Source organism: Flavobacterium luteolum (assembly GCF_027111275.1).
Classification (GTDB): Bacteria; Bacteroidota; Bacteroidia; order Flavobacteriales; family Flavobacteriaceae; genus Flavobacterium; species Flavobacterium luteolum.
Genome location: NZ_CP114286.1, coordinates 3,874,882 through 3,895,472 on the forward strand (window position 1 = coordinate 3,874,882; position 20,591 = coordinate 3,895,472).

General features: G+C 33.9%; 21 protein-coding genes. 5 read left to right on the top strand and 16 right to left on the bottom strand.

The genetic code is table 11. The annotated features are described in order from the left end of the window. Positions 1-26: 26 nt before the first annotated feature. The 3 genes from OZP10_RS16610 to OZP10_RS16620 all read left to right on the top strand — a co-directional run bounded on the left by OZP10_RS16610 (position 27) and on the right by OZP10_RS16620 (position 3,354). Positions 27-1,511, top strand: a complete 1,485-nt coding sequence (locus OZP10_RS16610) for a carboxypeptidase regulatory-like domain-containing protein (RefSeq protein WP_281631879.1) — start codon at positions 27-29, stop codon at positions 1,509-1,511. A 154-nt stretch (positions 1,512-1,665) separates the two neighbouring features. Then, positions 1,666-2,844 carry an AIR synthase related protein gene (locus OZP10_RS16615; protein ID WP_281631880.1) on the top strand — a complete coding sequence of 393 codons (1,179 nt, stop codon included), beginning with the start codon at positions 1,666-1,668 and terminating at the stop codon, positions 2,842-2,844. A 153-nt stretch (positions 2,845-2,997) separates the two neighbouring features. Next, positions 2,998-3,354, top strand: coding sequence for a hypothetical protein (locus OZP10_RS16620; RefSeq protein WP_177210311.1), 357 nt, complete (start codon positions 2,998-3,000; stop codon positions 3,352-3,354). Positions 3,355-3,450: 96 nt separating this feature from the next. Here the strand turns inward: OZP10_RS16620 and OZP10_RS16625 are convergent, their stop codons facing one another. After that, positions 3,451-4,074, bottom strand: a complete 624-nt coding sequence (locus OZP10_RS16625) for a M949_RS01915 family surface polysaccharide biosynthesis protein (protein WP_281631881.1) — start codon at positions 4,072-4,074, stop codon at positions 3,451-3,453. A gap of 136 nt (positions 4,075-4,210) precedes the next feature. On the opposite strand from OZP10_RS16625, the gene OZP10_RS16630 reads away from it, so the two are divergent. Together OZP10_RS16630 and OZP10_RS16635 are read left to right on the top strand one after the other, a co-directional pair. Beyond that, positions 4,211-6,541, top strand: coding sequence for a GH92 family glycosyl hydrolase (locus OZP10_RS16630; RefSeq protein ID WP_281631882.1), 2,331 nt, complete (start codon positions 4,211-4,213; stop codon positions 6,539-6,541). A 170-nt stretch (positions 6,542-6,711) separates the two neighbouring features. Next, on the top strand, positions 6,712-7,155 hold the full coding sequence (locus OZP10_RS16635; protein WP_281631883.1) for a hypothetical protein: 444 nt from the start codon (positions 6,712-6,714) through the stop codon (positions 7,153-7,155). A gap of 168 nt (positions 7,156-7,323) precedes the next feature. Here OZP10_RS16635 and OZP10_RS16640 read toward each other — a convergent pair whose 3' ends face one another. From OZP10_RS16640 to OZP10_RS16710, 15 genes are all read right to left on the bottom strand, one after another. Continuing rightward, positions 7,324-9,180, bottom strand: a complete 1,857-nt coding sequence (locus OZP10_RS16640; RefSeq protein WP_281631884.1) for a M61 family metallopeptidase — start codon at positions 9,178-9,180, stop codon at positions 7,324-7,326. Between the two features lie 110 nt (positions 9,181-9,290). After that, positions 9,291-9,569, bottom strand: a complete 279-nt coding sequence (locus tag OZP10_RS16645) for a DUF2805 domain-containing protein (protein WP_095929894.1) — start codon at positions 9,567-9,569, stop codon at positions 9,291-9,293. A 121-nt stretch (positions 9,570-9,690) separates the two neighbouring features. Next, positions 9,691-10,518, bottom strand: a complete 828-nt coding sequence (locus OZP10_RS16650; protein ID WP_281631885.1) for a sterol desaturase family protein — start codon at positions 10,516-10,518, stop codon at positions 9,691-9,693. Positions 10,519-10,643: 125 nt separating this feature from the next. Next, positions 10,644-10,883 (bottom strand): GlsB/YeaQ/YmgE family stress response membrane protein, encoded by a 240-nt coding sequence (locus OZP10_RS16655; RefSeq protein WP_111286841.1) that lies wholly within the window; start codon positions 10,881-10,883, stop codon positions 10,644-10,646. Positions 10,884-10,923: 40 nt separating this feature from the next. Beyond that, entirely contained in the window at positions 10,924-11,631 is a 708-nt protein-coding gene (aqpZ, locus tag OZP10_RS16660; RefSeq protein ID WP_160782335.1) for an aquaporin Z, read from the bottom strand. Positions 11,632-11,656: 25 nt separating this feature from the next. Continuing rightward, on the bottom strand, positions 11,657-12,013 hold the full coding sequence (locus tag OZP10_RS16665) for a DoxX family protein (protein WP_177210304.1): 357 nt from the start codon (positions 12,011-12,013) through the stop codon (positions 11,657-11,659). A gap of 87 nt (positions 12,014-12,100) precedes the next feature. Beyond that, positions 12,101-13,003, bottom strand: a complete 903-nt coding sequence (locus OZP10_RS16670) for an EamA family transporter (RefSeq protein WP_281631886.1) — start codon at positions 13,001-13,003, stop codon at positions 12,101-12,103. A 224-nt stretch (positions 13,004-13,227) separates the two neighbouring features. After that, complete coding sequence (locus OZP10_RS16675; RefSeq protein ID WP_281631887.1) at positions 13,228-14,352, bottom strand: peptidylprolyl isomerase; 1,125 nt, start codon at positions 14,350-14,352, stop codon at positions 13,228-13,230. Between the two features lie 30 nt (positions 14,353-14,382). Then, positions 14,383-15,459: a peptidylprolyl isomerase gene (locus OZP10_RS16680; RefSeq protein ID WP_281631888.1), complete on the bottom strand. Its 1,077-nt coding sequence runs from the start codon at positions 15,457-15,459 to the stop codon at positions 14,383-14,385. Between the two features lie 13 nt (positions 15,460-15,472). Continuing rightward, positions 15,473-16,129, bottom strand: coding sequence for a gliding motility-associated peptidyl-prolyl isomerase GldI (gene gldI, locus OZP10_RS16685; protein WP_281631889.1), 657 nt, complete (start codon positions 16,127-16,129; stop codon positions 15,473-15,475). A gap of 8 nt (positions 16,130-16,137) precedes the next feature. Continuing rightward, the gene (locus OZP10_RS16690; protein WP_177210299.1) at positions 16,138-17,142 is read right to left on the bottom strand and encodes a DHH family phosphoesterase; all 1,005 of its coding nucleotides are present in this window, start codon (positions 17,140-17,142) and stop codon (positions 16,138-16,140) included. A 198-nt stretch (positions 17,143-17,340) separates the two neighbouring features. Next, complete coding sequence (locus OZP10_RS16695; RefSeq protein ID WP_281631890.1) at positions 17,341-18,576, bottom strand: voltage-gated chloride channel family protein; 1,236 nt, start codon at positions 18,574-18,576, stop codon at positions 17,341-17,343. A gap of 153 nt (positions 18,577-18,729) precedes the next feature. Then, on the bottom strand, positions 18,730-19,110 hold the full coding sequence (locus OZP10_RS16700; RefSeq protein ID WP_281631891.1) for a RidA family protein: 381 nt from the start codon (positions 19,108-19,110) through the stop codon (positions 18,730-18,732). 150 nt (positions 19,111-19,260) lie between these two features. Then, entirely contained in the window at positions 19,261-19,566 is a 306-nt protein-coding gene (locus OZP10_RS16705; RefSeq protein ID WP_281631892.1) for a chaperone modulator CbpM, read from the bottom strand. Continuing rightward, on the bottom strand, positions 19,556-20,482 hold the full coding sequence (locus tag OZP10_RS16710; RefSeq protein ID WP_281631893.1) for a DnaJ C-terminal domain-containing protein: 927 nt from the start codon (positions 20,480-20,482) through the stop codon (positions 19,556-19,558). Before OZP10_RS16710 ends, OZP10_RS16705 begins: the two co-directional genes overlap by 11 nt. Positions 20,483-20,591: the final 109 nt, after the last annotated feature.

The window sequence follows — 20,591 nt, forward strand, 5'->3', positions numbered from 1 at the left end:
CGTTTAAAATTTAAAGCAAGCTAATCATGAAGAATTTATACAAAATAATAAGTGCAATTTTTTTAGTGGTTTTGATTTCCTGCAGCGAAGAAAAAATAGGAGATTCTGAATTTGGAACTGTTACAGGAAAAGTCGTTAACAGCGAAACCTTTGAGCCAATGGAAAATGTAAAAATTATGTCTAGTCCAACTACCAGTACAGTTTTTACAGATGTAGAAGGGAAGTTTACAGTAACAAATGTCAAAGTTGGAGAATATTCTTTTCAAGCCCAAAAAGAAGGCTTCATTGCAAAATTTGAGGCAGCTAGTGTGACGGCAAATAGTACATCACAAATTGTTTTTGAATTAAGTAAATCTACTGCAAATAATAAACCGCCAACAGTTCCTGTTTTAGCAGCTCCTGTAGATAATAGTGTAAGTCAGCCAGTAAATTTAGATTTAACATGGACGGTGACAGATCCAGATAATGATACAATGACATACACCGTGACACTCAGAAACGATAAAAACAGTGATGTAGCGGTTTTTAATGACATCAAAGATAAAAAATTGACTCTCACAGATCTGATTTTTGGAACTAAATACTATTGGCAAGTTTCTGTAAGTGATGGGGTGAATACTCCTGTATTAAGCACTATCAGCGCTTTCTCTACAATAGCTTTTCCGGCAACAAGAAATTTGTTTGTCAAAAGTATTAGCGGTAATAATGTGATTTTCGCTGCAGATGACGCAGGTAAACAATATCAATTGACAAGTTCAGATAAAAATAGCTGGCGCCCTAGACGAAACAACCAAGCTCAGAAAATTGCTTTTATCGGGACAAGTGGTTCACAAAATGATATTTACACCATGGATTTTGATGGGACTAATATTAAAAAAGTAACAAGTTCGGTCCCTATTGCAGGATTTAATGCTGATTTTTTAGGGTACTCATGGAATGCATCGGGAAGTGAATTTATCTATCCAAATTTTGATAAATTATACCGAATAAAGAGCGATGGCAGCGGATTGACCAAAATCTTCCAGACTCCAAATGGTAAATTTATTTCAGAATGTGATTGGAGTTCAGATGGCAGTAAAATAGCCTTAAAAGTGAATGATATAAATGGGTATAATGTGGAAATTTATGTTATAAATCCGTCTGGTGCAGTTGTTACACCCATATTAGCTGGAGAGACAGGAGCCGTTAGTGGCTTGAATTTTTCTGTTTCAGGCTTAAAATTGGTTTACACAAAAGATGTCTCGGGATTTGAAAGTTCCAATTATCGCCAGTTGGATTCTAAAATTTTTGAATATAGTTTTCTTCTTGGAAATTCATATCAATTGGCTACTGAAAAACCAACAGGGACAAATGATTTAGATGTTCGATATTCTCCTAATGAAGCAGAGCTAATTTTTCTAAATACTTCAAATGATGGTATTTCTGTGAAGAATGTTGTAAAATGTGGTATTGGAATTGTGAATTCAAGGGTGACATTGTACACAGGTAGCTCAATGCCCGATTGGGAATAAAAATAAACAGCCAAGAGCTTCATAACCAATTTTATTTCGGGAAATCGGCAGGAAATAATCTTCTGCCGATTTTTTTTAGAATCAAATAATCGAATAAGTCAAAGAATTAAAAAAAGGGATTATCTTTGCAGCACATCAACACAAACTAATTTTCATGAGTTCAGATTCTAGCAAAAGATATGCACAAAGAGGTGTTTCGGCATCAAAAGAAGACGTACATAACGCTATTAAAAATATTGACAAAGGTTTATTTCCGCAGGCATTCTGCAAAATTGTTCCAGATTATTTAACGCAAGATTCAGAACACTGTCTTATCATGCACGCCGATGGAGCTGGAACAAAATCGTCTTTGGCTTATATGTACTGGAAAGAAACTGGAGATCTTTCTGTTTGGAAAGGAATTGCTCAAGATGCCTTAATCATGAATATTGACGATTTATTATGTGTTGGTGCAACAGATAATATTTTGCTTTCTTCTACTATTGGAAGAAATAAAAATCTAATTCCTGCCGAAGTTATTTCTGCAATTATCAACGGAACAGAAGAATTAATCAACGAATTAAAATCATTCGGAGTTACGATTCATTCAACAGGAGGAGAAACTGCTGATGTTGGAGATGTAGTTCGTACTATTATTGTAGATTCTACTGTAACAGCAAGAATGAAACGTTCTGATGTTGTAGACAACGCAAACATCAAAGCTGGAGACGTAATTGTTGGTTTGGCTTCTTTTGGTCAGGCAACTTACGAAAAAGGATATAACGGCGGAATGGGAAGTAACGGATTAACTTCTGCACGTCATGATGTTTTTGGCAAATATTTGGCTAAAAAATATCCAGAAAGTTACGATGCAGCCGTTCCAGAAGAATTAATTTATTCGGGACAAGTAAATTTAACCGATGAGGTTGAAAAAAGCCCAATAAATGCTGGTCAATTAGTACTTTCTCCAACTAGAACTTACGCTCCAATTATCAAGAAAATTTTAGATAAATATACTCCAAAAGAGATTCACGGAATGGTGCATTGCAGTGGAGGTGCACAAACTAAAATTTTGCATTTCGTAAAAGATTTGCATGTTATAAAAGACAATTTATTTCCAGTTCCGCCATTGTTCAAATTAATTCAAGAACAATCAAAAACAGATTGGAAAGAAATGTATCAGGTTTTCAATTGCGGTCACAGAATGGAGCTTTACGTTCCAGAAAGTATTGCGCAAGATATTATCGAAATTTCGAAATCTTTCAATGTTGATGCGCAGATTGTAGGTAGAGTAGAAGCTTCGGATTCTAAAAAGCTTACAATTACTAGCGAATACGGAACATTCAACTATTAAAAAAATAACCATATAAGTGATATAAGTTCATTTTAAGTTAGATTGTCAGACTGAGCGAAGTCGAAGTCCTATTTTGATTTGACAGCTTTCTATTTCACTCAGAAAGAATTTATATTTTCTTATATCACTTATATGGTTTAAAAATATTTAACTATGTACGAATTACTTTTCTGGAAATATCTAGACGAAATTTACCTGAACAATCAGGAAGTTTATGAAGCGCTTGTAGAAAAACAAGAGGTTGAAGGTTTAGCAGAACTTCAAGTTGAAGTAATCGTAAATAGAATTAATTCAGTCTTTTCAGATTGGGAAAGAGTAGATGAAAACAGCTGGAAAAATCCAAAAGGGAAAGGTGCATTTCAAGTAATCACTACTCCACAAAGCATAAAAATTGACTGCTACGGAACAGAAGGAAAAACCATGAATAAATTGGTTGATATCATGGAAGAATTCAAATGTCCGCTTTACGATCCGCAAGTTCCAGAACGTTATGATGAAATGAACGAGTAAAAAATAATTGTAAATTGTTAATTGTAAATTGTAAATGGCGAATTATGAACAGCTATCAATCATTTACAATTTACAATTCACAATTCATAATTAAAACTACCCGTTTTTCAAAAGTACATCCTGTTCTTTTCTCATTTTAGCTAGCAATTGATCAACATGTGTTTTTATTTTCTCCGGAAGCATATTCCAATTTTGATCTTTTTTGAAACTTCTGCAATCGTCTAAATCACATTCAACTGCGCGAATAGCGTATTTTTTGTTTTTATAAACGGTAATTACTTTTACTCTTCTTATATAGCCGTCTTCAGTTCGTGTTCCATAGACAATAATAGGATCAATAAATCCATCTCCATCAATATCTTTTGTACTGCAATATTTTGTCCAGAACCAGATATTAGTTTCTTTAGGGAGATTATCTTCAAGAAGATCATTTATTCTCCATTTTTCTAAAAATCCGCCGTGATCATTAATTACACAAATTGCTTGTATTTTGGTATTTAAAGTATCTTTTTTAGAAATTGTTTTTTGATTTTCGCTCAAAACCAATTCGTAAACACCACCTTTATCCTGAAATTCAAAAGCTCTGTAAATAGGAAAATCAGTTACGTTTTCAAGTTCCCTTTCTGAAATTTCCTTTTTCGTTAATCTGTGGCTTTCAATTTTTTGAGAAAAAATAAACGATGAAGAGAAAGAAAGTAAAATTAAAATATATTTTTTCATGTTTTGGCTTGGCTTTTAGTATGCCAAAGATATTTAAACCTTTTGAGTCAGCTAAATTTATGTTTTTTAAAAATAGATTTTGTTGTACTTTTCTGCATTCAAATGACAACAAAGATTTCAAAGAAAAACTATAAAAATGATCAAAATAAAACGCGGTAATTTTCTTCTTGTATTAATATTGCTTTCAGCTGTTAATGTAATGGCGCAAAAAAAAGTAATTCAAAGTAAAAACCTTATCCAGTATGTAGATCCAATGATTGGAACGGCAAAAATGGGACATACCTACCCAGGAGCAACAGTTCCTTTTGGGAGCGTGCAATTGAGTCCAGAAACCGATACAATTGCTTACAGTTTAAACGGAAAGTATAATGGTGAAGTTTATAAATATTGTGCAGGATATCAATATGAAGATAAAACGATTGTAGGTTTCAGTCACACGCATTTTAGCGGAACTGGACATTCAGATTTAGGCGATTTCTTGATTATGCCAACAACAGGAAAACTGCAATTAAATCCGGGCGTGGCGTCTAAACCATTGTATGGTTATAGATCGGCATTTTCGCATGCAACAGAAAAAGCAGAACCCGCTTATTACAGTGTTTTTCTAGAAGATCATAAAATTAAAGCAGAATTGACCGCAACGACTCGCGTTGGAATGCATCAATATACTTTTCCAAAATCTAATGAAGCCCATATTATTCTCGATTTGACTTCAGGAATTTACAATTACGATAAAAAGAATGTCTGGACATTTGTTCGTGTAGAAAACGATACTTTGATAACAGGATATCGCCAAACAAATGGCTGGGCAAGAACTAGAACGGTTTATTTTGCAATGTCATTTAATAAACCAATTAAAAGTTATGGACAAGCAGCTCAGGAAAAAAGCGTTTATAGAGGTTTTTGGGGAAGATTTGATCAGACTAAAAATTTTCCAGAAATGGCAGGACAAAACCTAAAATTATTTTTTGATTTTGATACCAACGAAGGAGAGAAAATCAAAATGAAGATGGCATTGTCACCAGTCAGTTCTGCTGGAGCACTTGAAAATATGAAAAAAGAAACACCAGATTGGGATTTTGAAAAAGTAAAAAAACAAAGTCAGGAAGTTTGGAATAAAGAATTGAATAAAATTCAGATAGAAACCATTCAAAAAGAAGATCGAGTCAATTTTTATACCGCAATGTATCATGCCTTTTTGGGACCAACAGAATACATGGATTTAGACGGAAGTTATAAAGGATTGGACATGAATGCTCACAAAGCTGAAAACTTTACAAATTATACCAGTTATTCACTTTGGGACACCTATCGTGCTTTGCATCCATTATTTAATATTGTGCAACCCAAAAGAAATGGAGATATGGTGAGTTCCATGCTGGCACATTCAGAACAAAGTGTTCATAAAATGCTTCCAATCTGGTCGCATTATGCCAATGAAAATTGGTGTATGATTGGTTACCATTCGGTTTCTGTTGTAGCAGATGCTATTGTAAAAGGCAATATTAGTTTTGATGCTGAAAAAGCACTTCAGGCTTGTGTTAATACTGCAAAAGTTCCATACTACGATGGATTGGAATTTTATATGAATAAAGGATATGTTCCAGAAGACAAAAGCGGTGCTTCGGTTTCTAAAACCTTAGAATATGCTTATGATGACTGGGCAATTGCGCAAGCTGCAAAGAAATTGGGTAAAACCGAAATTTATAATGAATTCATCAATAGATCAAAAAATTATAAAAATGTTTACGATGAGAAAACAGGTTTTATGCGTCCGAAATTAAACGATGGGACTTTCAAGAAAGAATTTGATCCATTAGATACACACGGACAAGGTTTTATTGAAGGGAATTCTTGGAATTATAGCTTGTACGTTCCACAAGATCCAGCTGATATGATTCAATTGATGGGAGGAAATGAGAAATTTAAAGTCCGTTTAGATTCGTTATTCAATATGCATCTTCCAGATAAATATTTTGAAAATACTGAAGACATAACAAGAGACGGAATCATTGGAAATTATGTTCACGGAAACGAGCCTTCACACCATGTTGTCTATTTATACAATTGGACAGATTCTCCATGGAAAGCTCAAGATAAAATCAGAATGATTTTAAAAAAAATGTACAAAAATGGTGCTGATGGTCTAGGAGGAAATGACGATTTCGGGCAAATGAGCGCTTGGTATATTTTTAGCAGTTTAGGATTTTATCCAGTTGCTCCCGGTTCTGATGAATATGCATTGGGAAGTCCGCTACTGAAAAATGCTGTTTTGAATTTAGAAAACGGAAAAACTTTTGAAGTCGAAACCGTAAATCAATCTGATAAAAATGTATTTGTGAGCAAAGTTTTGCTGAACGGAAAGCAATTGGAGAAACAATTTTTAAAGCATTCAGATGTTATAAATGGAGGGAAGATTACGTTTTATATGAGCAACAAACCAAATAAAAAGCAATATCAAAATTAGTTTTACGTCTGTCACCCTGAGCGAAGTCGAAGGGCTTTATAGCTTAAAAAAGGCTTCGACTCCGCTCAGCCTGACAAATGATAATATTTTAATTCGTGAAAATTTGTGTAATTCGTGGCTAAACAACAAAAAACTTCACGAAATTTGCACTTCAAATAAAGACAATCAATATGAAGATCAATTTAAAATCAGGAATAGATAAACTGCTTTTCGGAATGAAGCAGAATGACGTAACAGCTGTTTTAGGAAAACCTGATAAAAATTATAAAGACGAAGATGACAACGTGATTTTTGTTTATAATGCATATAAAATCAGATTGACATTTTATCAGGAAGAAGGTATGAAATTAGGTTATTTAGTAGCTTCAAGTAATGATCTAGAAGTTTTCGGATTCAAATTAATCGGAAGAAAAATTGCTGATGTAAAGAAAGATTTTGCTGCAAAAGGAATTACAAAGTACAATCAAGAAACTTTTGATACTTTCGAAAATTACTTCAACGAAGACAATTGGTTTATCCTTCAAACAGAATTTGATGAGGTGGTGAAGTTTGAAATTGGCGCAATTATCAATAGCAAAGACGAATTTGACTGGAAATTTCCTGTGAAGAAATAGCATATTTTTTGTCATCCTGAGGAACGAAGGATCACACAAGAAGCTCCGCAAAGTATGTCGGACAATCTTTGTCGATTTACGTGTGTGATCCTTCGTTCCTCAGGATGACAAACAATAAAAAAAACCGACAATCACTTGTCGGTTTTTTTTATTGTCTTTAAAAAGAAATTATCCTTTTAACCAAGCATTTTTAAGTTTCTCTTTTGAAGCATCAGTTGCTTTAAAAGTTTCAGATTCTTCAAATGGTAACTTTACGGTTCCTTTGATGGTTTCTTCTTTTCCGCCACGTTTTACTTTCAAAGTGATTGGGTCATTATCTTTCCAGTTTTCACTTTCAGTAATCAAATCATAAATGTTATCTAAATTATATGATTTATTGTTTACAGCTAAGATTTTATCTCCACCTTTTAAATTTAAGTTTTTGAAGAATTCAATTGATTCTGATTCAGGACGAACAGCAATTTCTTTTGTTGCTTTGTCAATAGTAATATTTGGAGTTTGTCCTTTAATAAACGGATTTCCTGTTTTTTTCTCCATTGCTTTGGTCACACCAACTTTAGCTAAATAGAAATCGTAAGGAATTGGAGTCGTTCCAGCAACATATTTGTTTAAAAATTCTCCAACTTCAGGGTAAGTTAAAGAAGTGATTTTAGCGAATAATTCATCATCATTAAATGGTTTTTCAACACCATATTCGTCAGATAATTTATGCATTAAGTCAAGAATTCCTCTTTCTCCATTACTTTTTTCTCTAATGATAATATCGATGCACATACCAATTAAAGCTCCTTTTTGGTATACGTTTAAGTATTGGTCTTTGTAAGGCTGTTCTAATACATTTTTACTCATTACAGTAAATGACATTGTATCATTTAAGCCCTTAGCTTGCTCAATTTTATCGGCAATACGAGAGTAGAATTCAGCTTCGTCAATCAAACCTTGGTTGATTTGGAAAAGATTTGCAAAATATTCTGTTACCCCTTCATACATCCATAAATGCTCAGACATTTTTGGTGCATTGTAATCAAAAAACTGAATTTCTTTTGAATGAATAGTTAATGGAGTAACAATGTGGAAGAATTCGTGAGAAACTACATCTTTCATAGATTCTACTAATTTTTCTTTTGGCATCGATTCTGGTAAAACGACAGTTGTAGCAGTTGGATGCTCTAAAGCTCCAAAACCATGTGCATCGTCTTTTGCCATGCTTGATAAGTATAATAACACCGTATATTTTTTAGTAGAATTTACTTTTCCTAAAAAGTTTTTCTGTGCTGTCATCATTGTTTTCATCTCTGGAGTGATGCTTTCAGCTGTATATTTTCCAGTAGGAGAGTACACAGCAATTAAGATGTCCATTCCGTTTACATTAAAAGTAGTGTAGTCAGGTTTAGAATACATAATTGGGTTTTCTACCAAAATAGCATAACGAGCAGTGGTAAACACATCAGAAGTATTGCTTGCATCTTGATCTGTCATAGAAGTTGCTCCCCAAAGTGTTTCAGGATGCGTGATAGTAACTTTGTACGGAACGTCTAATTTGTCTTTAAAATATCCGACAAAACCATGCGTGTTAACCATGAAATTTTTTCCTGCATCGATATTTGTTCCTGCTGGAGAAAAAACGTCATCATTTCCAAATCCAGTTCCTTTTTCAGTATCGAAAGAATCGTTTACTAAATAAGTGATTTTTTTTAGTGCTTTTGCGTTTGAAATAGACCAAGAATTATCGTCTAATCTTTTTACTGTAAGCGGATTTCCTTTAGCATCAAATGCCTTGAAATCTTCTGAGTATTTTCCGTAATTATCTGTTGAATAAGTACCAGGGACAGTTTTTGGAATACTGTAAACAACTTCATCTGTTTTAAAGGCTGGCGGTGTAACGGTTACCAAAACTTTATCATCTTTAACATCGGTTAAATTGATATTCACTTCAACGATATTGCTTTTTGCGGCTCCAGTGCTCCCTGTTTTACAGCTCCAAAAGGTGACCGCTAGAGTTAAGGTGTAAAGTATTTTTTTCATTTCTATATGTTTAGTTAATTGTATTTGACTCAAAAATCACCAAAAAGTTACTAAAAAATTACATTAAATTGAAACATAAAAAAAAACTCCTGAAAAACAGGAGTTTTATGTTAGTCTAATTTATTCTTGATATAATATTTTCCGTCCAAATCTTCATCAAAATCATCTATTTTAACAGGTTTTGGTTTTGGTTTATTTGCAATTGCCTTCTTTTTCCACATCTCAAATTTTTCAAGAGGCATTTTCTTTTTCATGATGTCTAGGACTTCTTTTTCTGCCAATCCAAATTCTTTCTTTATAATTTCAAATGGATTTCTTTCTTCTAAAGCTAACGAAACAAGTCTTTCAATTTGTTCCGGAGTTAATTCTTTGCGGCTACTCTTTTTCATCTCGTGAAAATTAATTCAAAATAGGGTGTTAATTATTAATAGATTGATTTTCAATTCTTGTATCAATATTAAAAAAAAAAATAATAAGTTGGTTCAGTAAAGTGCACTTTTTTTAGAGAATTTAGCTGTTTTTAAAGGATCTTGATTTTTGAAATGGAATTTTTAGCAGATTCTTCAATTCATTGTTTTCTTCTGGAAGCATATGAGTGTCTACACCGTATACCAGCTGCTCTTTGGGTAAGTAAGAGAATGTTCCAAAAAGTCTGTCCCATATAGAAAAAATATTTCCATAATTACTATCGGTGTAAGGCAGCACATAATGATGATGTACTTTATGCATATTCGGAGAAACAATGAAATAGCTTAAGAATATATCCAGCTTTTCAGGAAGCGAAATATTGGCATGATTAAATTGTGATGCGATAACCGATAATGACTGATAAAGAAAAACCATCCACATTGGTGTTCCAACAATTAAAACTCCTAAAGTGGTAAAAACAAAACGAACTACGCTTTCTCCAGGATGGTGTCTATTGGCTGTCGTAGTATCAATCCAAGTATCTGTATGATGCACCAAATGAAATTGCCAGAGAATTTTTACTTTGTGTTCTACTAGATGAGCTAAATAAGCTCCAATTAAATCCAAAAGTAATAAACCAATTATAGTATATAGCCAGATTGGCATTTTTGGGAGCCATTGCAGAATTCCGAAATTATGTTCGATTGTCCAAGCAGCAGTTCTTATTAAAATAAATGCTAGAATAAAGTTGACGACAATGGTAGTGAAGGTGAAAAAGAAATTTATTCCAGCGTGAGGCCATTTTTTATAGTGCATTTTAAACAGGGGAAAACTGTTTTCAATAAGCCAGAAAATAGTAATGCCTCCAACCAAAATAAGGCTTCTGTGAGAAGAAGGAATGGTACTGAAGTAAGAAATGATTTCGTTCATAATACATAAATATTTGAGTTGAAATAAAATTTTCTTGTCGATTTCATCCAAACAAAAAGAGAAAATCAAATATAAATATATCAGATTTTCTCTTTCGAATTTAATTATGTACTAATAATTGCGTATTATTTTTTGATGAGGCTAATTATAAATAATAAAACCCATGCACCCCCTACAGCAATCAGAATCTGCCACAGAAGGCCTCCGCCTCCAATACCAAGTTTTCCGGCAATCCATCCTCCGATAAAACCTCCTATGATTCCGACGATAATATTGCCAATTAAACCAAAGCCGGCACCTTTCCAGATTTGACCAGCTAGCCATCCAGAAATGGCACCTATAAGTAAGAAATATAAAAATTCCATATTTTTTTTTTTATGATGTGTCGATTTCTTCTTTCAGCTACTATGCTTCTGCATGATTTTGAAGCAGTGTTTTATATAGAAAACCTGCAGCTAATGCACCAAGAATAGGGGCGACCCAAAACAGCCAAACCTGAGATAATGGTTCTCCTCCAACAAAAATTGCCTGAGATAAAGATCTCGCTGGATTTACAGAAGTGTTCGTAATTGGAATACTGATTAAGTGTATTAAAGTCAGTGCCAAACCAATTGCGATTCCAGCAAATCTGCCATTTGCAAATTTATCAGTTGCTCCTAAAATCACCAATAAAAAGAATAATGTAAGGACAAATTCTGCAATAAAAGCAGATTGTAACGAATAACCATCAGGAGAAAAAGCTCCAAAACCATTAGATGCAAAGGCGCCAGCTTTTGTATTGTCTATTGCAAAACCAGCCTTTCCAGAAGCTATTGTGTATAAAGTTCCTGCAGCTGCTGCGGCTCCAACACATTGTGCAATAATATACGGAATAAGATCTTTGGCAGAAAATCTTCCGCCAGCCCATAAACCAAAAGAAACAGCGGGATTAAAGTGACCACCAGAAATATGGCCAACAGCATAAGCCATTGTAAGCACAGTTAAACCAAATGCCAGCGCAACACCAGCAAATCCAATTCCTAGGTCAGGAATTCCGGCAGCAAAAATAGCACTTCCGCATCCTCCAAAAACAAGCCAATAAGTTCCAAAAAACTCTGCAAATAATTTTTTCATAATAAAATAATTTAATGGTTAATGTTTAGAATGTATATTGGTAAGCCCAATAAATTAAAACAAATTGTAAGGGCAAACGTACAAATAAAATCCATCTTGGTAAACCAAAACCTGCTTTTTTATTTTGAAACATGTACAAATTGGCAGGGAAAACAGCAATTAACAGCACTATAATTCCCCACGCGGCAAAATTTGATGAAAAAGGCAGGACTAAAAAGATGCCCAGAATAATCTCGGCGGCACCACTTAAAATATTTATTAATTTGGGGTTTTTAAATGCGGGTGGAATGATTTTTATATACATTCCAGGATTTCTAAAATGATTTAGCCCAGCAAGAATATAAAGGAAAGCCATTAAATACAAATGCCAAGGTAGAATCATGATATCTAATTGTTTATCACGAATTTATAAAAAAATTAACAATTATTGCATTACAGTACTTCTTTTTTTGAAACTATGTATTTTGAGTTATTTTTTTGACTTGAAATTTACATTCATAATAATTATGGCCAGAATAATTAATGCAATACCAAGCCATTGAGAAAAGATTACTTTCTCGTTTAATAAAACATAAGCCATCATTACAGAAACTGGCAGTTCAAGGGCAGACACAATGCTTCCCAGTCCGATTCCAGTTAACGGAAATCCAGCTGTCATTAATAGGGGTGGAATGATAGTTCCGAATAGTGCCAATACAATTCCCCATTTTAAGAAGATTTCCATATTGAAGGCTGTAACCTGCGTTGCAAAAGCAAACGAAAATACAATTATAGCTCCACCTAAAAGCATATAAAGGCTTCTTTGCGCAGACGAAATTTCGGTTGCAACACTATTAGCAGTAAACATAGTTGTAGTGAAAGACGCAGCAGCCAACATTCCCCAAACTAAACCTCTCCAGTCTAATTGGATATCACTATTGATAATATTTGTGGCTAAAACAGTTCCGAAAAGTACAATAAAGACAGCAATGACTTTTTGTTTTGAAGGCAGTTTTTTTTCTAAAATCATTTCAAGTAAAACACCCATCCAAACGGTTTGCATCAATAAAACGATTCCGATAGAAACAGGAATGTATTTTACAGCCAAATAATAAAATAGGCTGGTCATTCCTAATGAAGTTCCTGCAAGCATTAAACTGAAAATATTTTTACGAGATGCTTTTATGGCAGGTTTGTTTTTATTTTTAATGCGCTGAAAAAGATTGATTAGAAGAATTCCAAGAATTCCGTAAATAAATTGTGAGGTCGTTACTTCTGCAGTTGTGTAGCCTTCAGAATAAGCTATTTTTACAAAAGTAGCTAGCATTCCGTAAGTAGTTGCTCCCAAAGCAACAAGAAAAACACCTTTTAATACATTATTTTGCGACGTCATAAATTATCTCTTTTTAAAAAATTAAGCCGGCAAAGGTAAGCTATTTTGTTTAGGATTCTCTTGTACTATGTTGAAAATAGTGATTTAATTACAATAGAATTGGTTTTTAAAGGCTTAAATTAGGAATTCATTAAAAAACGAGATACCGAAAAACAAAAAAGCCATCAAAAATAATTCTGATGGCTTTTTATATGTATAAAGAATTAATCTTCTTTGTTTCCTAATTACTTAGGTTGGTTTTGATAGGTTTCGATTTCAAAAATTAAAGTTGCATTTGGTGGAATAACTCCGCCAGCGCCTTTTTCGCCATAAGCTAAATTTGAAGGTAGGAAGAAAGTTGCTTTTTCTCCGTCTGTCATCATATCAAGGGCTTCAATAAAACCAGGGATCATTCCATCTTTTTTACCAACTGTAAAAGGAAAAGCTTTGTAACCGCCTTGTGCATCTCTGTTTGCATCATATTTACCGTATGCTTTTGCTACTTGAGCCATGCTGCTGTCGAATAGAGTGCCATCTTCAAAATATCCTGCATAGTGAAAATAGATTGTAGAACCTTCAGCACCTTTAACGCCAGTACCTTTTTGAGTTACTACGTATTTTAAACCAGAAGTTGTAGTGGTTGCTTTAGCTTTTAAGTCTTTAAAATACGTAGCTTTAGCAGTCACTACTTTTTTAGCTTCTTCTTTTTTAGCAGCCTCTTTTTTTACATCATCACTTAAAACTTTTAAAGCATCAAATTTCTTTGCTGCCGCACCTTTACGTGTAATAACAATTTTTGTCATTACATCGTCCTGAACAATTTTATTTACATTATCCATCCCAGAAACAACATGGCCAAAAATAGTATGTTTTCCGTTTAACCAAGGAGTATCTTTATGAGTAATGAAAAATTGGCTTCCATTGGTTGCTGGGCCAGAATTTGCCATTGCTAGAACACCGCCTTTTTCGAATTTTAAATCGTCTACAAATTCATCTTTAAACGAATATCCTGGGCCTCCAGAACCATTTCCGTCAGGATCACCACCTTGAATCATGAAATCGTTAATAACTCTGTGAAATTTTAATCCGTTGTAAAATGGTTTTCCTTTAAGCGACGCTTTGACATTAGGATTTGTACCTTCTACCAAAGTAATAAAGTTTGCTACTGTTACAGGAGCTTTTACATATTCTAAAGAAAGAACAATATCTCCTTTTGAAGTAGAGATTGTAGCAAAAATTCCGTCACCAGGATTTGCGGCTACAACTGCTTTGCTTGTAGGTTTTGCTGCTGGTTTTGTTGCAGGCTTTTTAGTTTGAGCTTGAATATTTACTATTGCTAAGCAAAATAAAAATAGAAATTTATATTTCATTGCTTTTAAAATTTTAAGTCTTTAATTCAATTACTGTTTGTCTGAGATCTGGATTTCGAAGATGATATTAGCATTTGGCGGAATCACACCTCCAGCACCAGTTGCTCCATAAGCTAAGTGAGATGGAATGAAAAGAACTGCTTTGTCTCCGTAAGATAATTGCTCAACTCCTTCAATAAAACCAGGAATTAAACCATCTTTTTTACCAGCTTGAAATTGAATTGGTTGGTAGCCGCCTTGTGCTGCTCTCGCAGGATCGTATTTTCCGAATTGTTTTGCCACTTCTTCAATACTAGCGTCAAATAAAGTTCCGTCTTCAAGGAAACCAGCGTAGTGAATGTAAATTGGACTTCCTGCAGCAGGTTTTTTACCGCTTCCTTTTTCTGTAATTACATATTCTAAACCACTAGTAGTCTTGGTTGCTTTTGCTTTTAAAGCCGCATAATAATCTACTTTTTCTTTTTGAACGCCAGCGTATTTGCTTTGTTCTTTTGCAATGTCAGCAAAATAATCATGGAATACTTTTACAGCATCAAATTTCTTAGCGGCTTCACCATTTCTGATAATAGTTATAGAAACGATATTGTCGCCTTGTACCACTTTGTTTACTACTTCCTGATCTTTTGCATCTACAACATGGCCAAAAATGGTGTGTTTTCCGTCTAGCCAAGGAGTTTCAACATGTGTGATAAAAAATTGGCTGCTGTTTGTGCCTGGACCATTATTAGCCATTGCCAAAACACCTGCTTTGTCAAATTTTAAATCTGAAAATTCATCTTTAAATTTATAACCAGTATCTCCAGAACCAGTACCTAATGGATCACCACTCTGAATCATGAAGCTTTCAATAACTCTATGGAATTTCAAACCATCAAAGAAGGGCTTGTTTTTAAGGTTTTCATGTGTTACAAACTCGTTTTTACCTTCAGCCAAAGTCACGAAGTTAGCGACCGTTATTGGGGCTTTTTTGTAATCAAGTTCTACAATAATGTGACCTTTGTTTGTCTCGATGTCAGCATATAAACCATCTGGCAGATTGCTATGGTCGTCTTTACAAGAATAAAATGAGCTTACGGCTATTAGTAATAATAAAATACTCTTTTTCATTTTAAGATATTGTTTATTGAGTTAATGTGTCTTTTTTAGCTGGCGCTGCAGGCTTTGCAGCTGCAGGTTTTGGTGCTACGGTTTGAGTAGGCTGTGCAGCAGGTTTTACCGTTTGTGCAGTTGGATCTGGGACAAAATTTCTAAGCGTAACGGTAACAATTAAAGATTCGTTCGTACCAATTTTTTTATTGTCTCCATGATATCCATAAGCCATATGTGATGGAAATAAAAACGTAACAGTTTCATTTTTATGCATTCTTTTGATTCCGTCACGCAACCCCATCATAATGTCTTGTTTGTCTACATAATAAGTTTGAGGTCCAAGATCAGATTCTGAATAAATGACGTTGCCTTTTATGTCTTTTATTTCCATGTTAAAATAGGCAATATCGCCTTTTCTAGGAGCTAGAGTTTCTGTCGCATTCTTTTCTTCATAACAAAACCAATATCCTTTTGGAGTGGCAAAATATTTTACTTTCGGATTGCTTTTGATTATTTTTTTTATGACTTCCTCTTCGTTGGCCACTAATTTTTTATTTCGGTCTGCCGATTTTTTCATGAATGTTCCCGAAGCTCTAGAAATTGGTCTTCTGGCTTCTTCATGATGCTTACAGCTGCTTATTAAAACAGCAAAAAGCAAAGTGTAAATGCTAAGTTTTAGGTAATTCATGATTTGGACTATAATTTTAGTTTTTTTACTAAATCTTCAAATTTATTAATGGTGTTTTCCATAGAATCTTCAGATCTTCCTCCAGCTGCATTAACATGTCCGCCTCCGTTAAAGTGATCTCTTGCAAATTGATTTACATCAAATCCTCCTTGAGAACGGAAAGAAATTTTAATTATTTTTTCTTCTTTGTTTTCAATAAATATAGCTGTAAAAACAATTCCGCGAATGCTTAAGCCATAGTTTACAATTCCTTCAGTATCTCCTTTTACATAGTTAAACGAATCCAGTTCTTCCTGTGTAAGAGTCATGTAAGACGTTTTATGTTCTTCAAAAATTTTCATATTTTGAAGTGCACGGCCTAATAACTGCAAACGGCTAAAAGAACTATTATCGTATAGTAAAACCGGAATTTGAGTGTTTTCAACTCCTAAATCAATTAATTCGGCAATAATTCTATGCGTGTTTCCTGTAGTTCCTGGAAAACGGAATGAACCAGAATCAGTCAAAATTCCAGTATAGATACAAGTTGCTATGGTTTTATCGATATCTTCTTTTTTATTTAAAAAGGCAATAAAATTATAAACCATTTCACAAGTAGATCCGAAAGAAGTGTCTGAGTACGTATAAGCAGCATAATCATGAGGTTTTTCATGATGATCGATCATGATAAATGGTGCTGTAAGTTTTGCCAGAGTATGCTCCATTTCGCCAGTGCGATGAAAAGCATTAAAATCCAGCGTAAAAATAAGTTCAGCTTCTTCTAATATTTTAATGCAGTTTTGAGTGTCTTTTTCATAAACTTTAACTGTTTCTGAACCTGGAAGCCAAGCTAAAAAATCAGGAAAATCATTTGGAGAAATAACTGTTGGCTGATGATTATTTTTGAGTAAAAAATGGTATAAAGCTAGAGTCGAACCCATGGCGTCACCATCTGGTCCTCTGTGCGGAATAATTGCAATTTTCTTTGGCGTAGCAAGCAATAATTGAATTGCTTGAATATCTTGTATTTTCATAGTTTGCGAATTTACATTTTTTTAATGTAATGCTGAAAATATTTAGTCGCAGTTTTCAGTTTCAGTTTTCAGATATTTTAGGGGTAAAAAAAATGTACGTGGATGAAACTGATTCGCTATCGTGAAAACGCGGATTTGGACGGATTTTTTTATTTTGAAACTGAGAGTGTAAACTGCGACTGCGACTGAAAACTCCGTTTAAAGAAACCTCTGATACAATTTATATTTCGCACCTTTTACAATTTGAGATTTGTAAATTCCGACAGAACCAGAAGAAAAATAAGCAATTGTACAGGCGATTGCGATGAAGATTCCGGGAGCAATTCCGAACAATTCCATTCCCATAACGGTACAGGCAATAGGAGTGTGGGTTGCGCCTGAGAAAACCGCAACAAATCCGATTCCTGCTAAAAGAGCAATTGGCATCGGAATTACAGTTGATAAGGCACTTCCTAAAGTAGCTCCGACAAAAAATAACGGCGTTACTTCGCCACCTTTAAATCCAGCTCCTAACGTGAATCCGGTGAATAAAATTTTTAGCAGGAAATCGTACCATTGGTTTGTATTGGAAAAAGAATCGACAATAACGGGAACTCCCAAACCAGAGAATTTTGTAAATCCGAAACCAGCAATGGCAATAGCCAAAACTACACCACCAATTACAGGACGAAGTGGAGGATATTTAATATTTTTTGAAAAAAGAGAACCCCAGAAATGTGTGCTTCTAGAAAATAATAGAGCAGCAAATCCAGATAAAATTCCAACAATTATAGTAAAAACAATGTTGTTTAAACTAAGTTCTGGAACAATTGGAATACTGCAATGTGTATGTTTAATTTCCCAGAATTCTACAGTAAAATAAGCTGCATAAGCAACTAAGAAAGAAAGAAGAATGCTTTTAAAATTAATTTTACTGAAATATAAAACTTCCAAAGCAAAAATAGCTCCCGCAAGAGGAGTTCCAAAAACAGAAGCAAATCCAGCACTGATACCTAGAATGATTAAAATTCTGCGTTCAGAATTATTTAGATTGAAAAACTTTGTGAATTGATCGGCAATTGCGCCTCCCATTTGAACGGCTGTTCCTTCGCGTCCTGCAGATCCTCCAAATAAATGAGTCAAAAGCGTTCCTAAAAGAACTAATGGAGCCATTTTAAAAGGAATGACTTTTTTAGGGTTTTCGTATTCTTCCAGTAAAAGATTGTTTCCTTTTGCAACTGATTCTCCCCAATAATAATAACTCAATCCAACTAGAAATCCGCCGAAAGGTAAAAGCCAAATAATCCAATCATGCTGAATTCTAAATTGCGTCACCCATTCTAAAGAAACTAAGAAAAATGCTGAAGCCGATCCGGAAAGTATACCTATTAATGCACAGATAAGAATCCATTTTGGAAGAGAAAGCAGGAATTGTTTTGGATTTAATGAAGTCATTAATGAATTCTAAAAAGTTTGCCACGAATTTCGCCAATTTTCATGAATTAAAAGGGAAAAAACAATCATTTTAATCCATTATCCCGATAGCTATCGGGAGTGCCATAAGAAAAATAATTAGTAGAATTAGCGAAATTCGTGGCAAAAAAAATATTATACTACAGCTGTAAATTCGATTTCCACCAAATATTCTGGAGCAACCAATTTACTGATTCCGTAAAATCCTGTAGTTGGTTTTACATCTTTAAAGAAAGCAGAGTGTGCTCTAGCTACTTCTTCGAAAGTAGAAACGTCTGTTGTGAAAATTCTTGTTCTAATAACGTCTTTCATGCTTACATTTAAATCTTCTAAAACTTTTTCTACTCGTTCCAAAATATTATACGTTTGAGCATAAGCGTCATCAGCTTTTACTTTATCGCCGTCAACAATGGCTACAGTTCCAGAAACTTCCACAATATTGCCAATTCTTACGGCACGGCAATATCCCATTTTGTCTTCCCACGGAGATCCAGTTAAGATGTTTTCTCTTTTCATTTTTTATAATTTTTGCGAATTTGTCTGTATGGTTTTAAAAGCAAATTCAGGTTGATTAAAGATGCTGCAATTTAAGAATTATGGTTTTTACAGCGATTAAAAAAAGCTTGAAATCAATTCAGAAATCAAGCTTTTTTGTGATATTAATCGTTATTCAGTTTCTTTTTCTTCGTATAGTCGAAGCTTGTTTTGTACCGTATTTAAATTTTGCTGTAAGGCCTCAATCTTATTTAATAAATGTGCAATTGCATCAATTCCTTCCAGATTTATTTTAAGATCGTAATGCATTCGAATCATTTTTTCGACCGTTGGAAGCTGTTCTGGTTCCAGAAATTCGTCATTTTCTTGTGTAATAATATGAATGAGTCCATAATTATTAAGTTCGGTTATAAAAGTATTTTCAATTTCGTGGTAAATACAAAACTGTTTTATCTGGATCAAATTTTTATTTTTCATGACTTCTGAGTTTTGCTAATTCTTCAAATAATTCTTTTTCTTTATTCGACAGTTTTGTTGGGAGTTTTATAGTGTATGTTATGTATAAATCACCAAACTGATTTTCTTTTTTATAAACAGGAAAACCTTTTCCTTTCAACTTCACTTTGGTTCCAGGCTGTGTTTCTGGCGGCACTTTAATTTTTAGCTTTCCGTCAAAAGTATTGATGTAAGTTTCTCCGCCTAAAATTGCCGTGTATAAATCAATTGGAGCCTCGGCATAAAGATTGTTGCCTTCTCGTTTAAAATCTGAATTGTTAGAAATTATAAAAGTGATGTATAAATCGCCATTTGGTCCGCCATTAACACCTGGACCGCCATGATTCGGAATTTTAATAATCTGTCCATTTTCTACACCAGCAGGAATTGTAATTCGAATATTTTTTCCGTTTACAGTTAAGTTTTGTTTGTGCGTGGTATAAGCGGCTTTAAGATCCAGTTCCAATTCGGCATTAAAATCCTGTCCTCTATATTTAGCCTGCGATCTCGATTTTCCGCCTCCATACATCGAATTGAAAAAATCTGAAAAGTCGCTTCCAGAAAAATCTCCGCCTCCAAAACCAGAGAAATCACCTTCAGAATATTGATAACCACCTTGCTGTCTGCTTTGCTGCTGATTAGGATCGTAACCTGCTTTTTCAAATTCGTCAGCATGTTTCCAGTCTTTTCCGTATTTATCGTATTTTTTTCGATTTTCAGGATTGCTTAAAACTTCGTTGGCTTCGTTTATTTCTTTGAATTTCTTCTCGGCTTCTTTATCATTCGGATTCAAATCAGGATGGTATTTTCTCGCCAGTTTTCGATATGCTTTTTTGATGTCTGCTTCAGTAGCCGATTTTGTAACATCTAATACTTTGTAATAATCGATATAATCCATTTTTCTGAGATTTATAAATGGTAAATAAAGTCTTCAAGTTAAGAATAAGTTGTTAATAATCAAAATGCTGAATGTTTTTATAAAGTGATTTTTTGGAATTTATAAGATT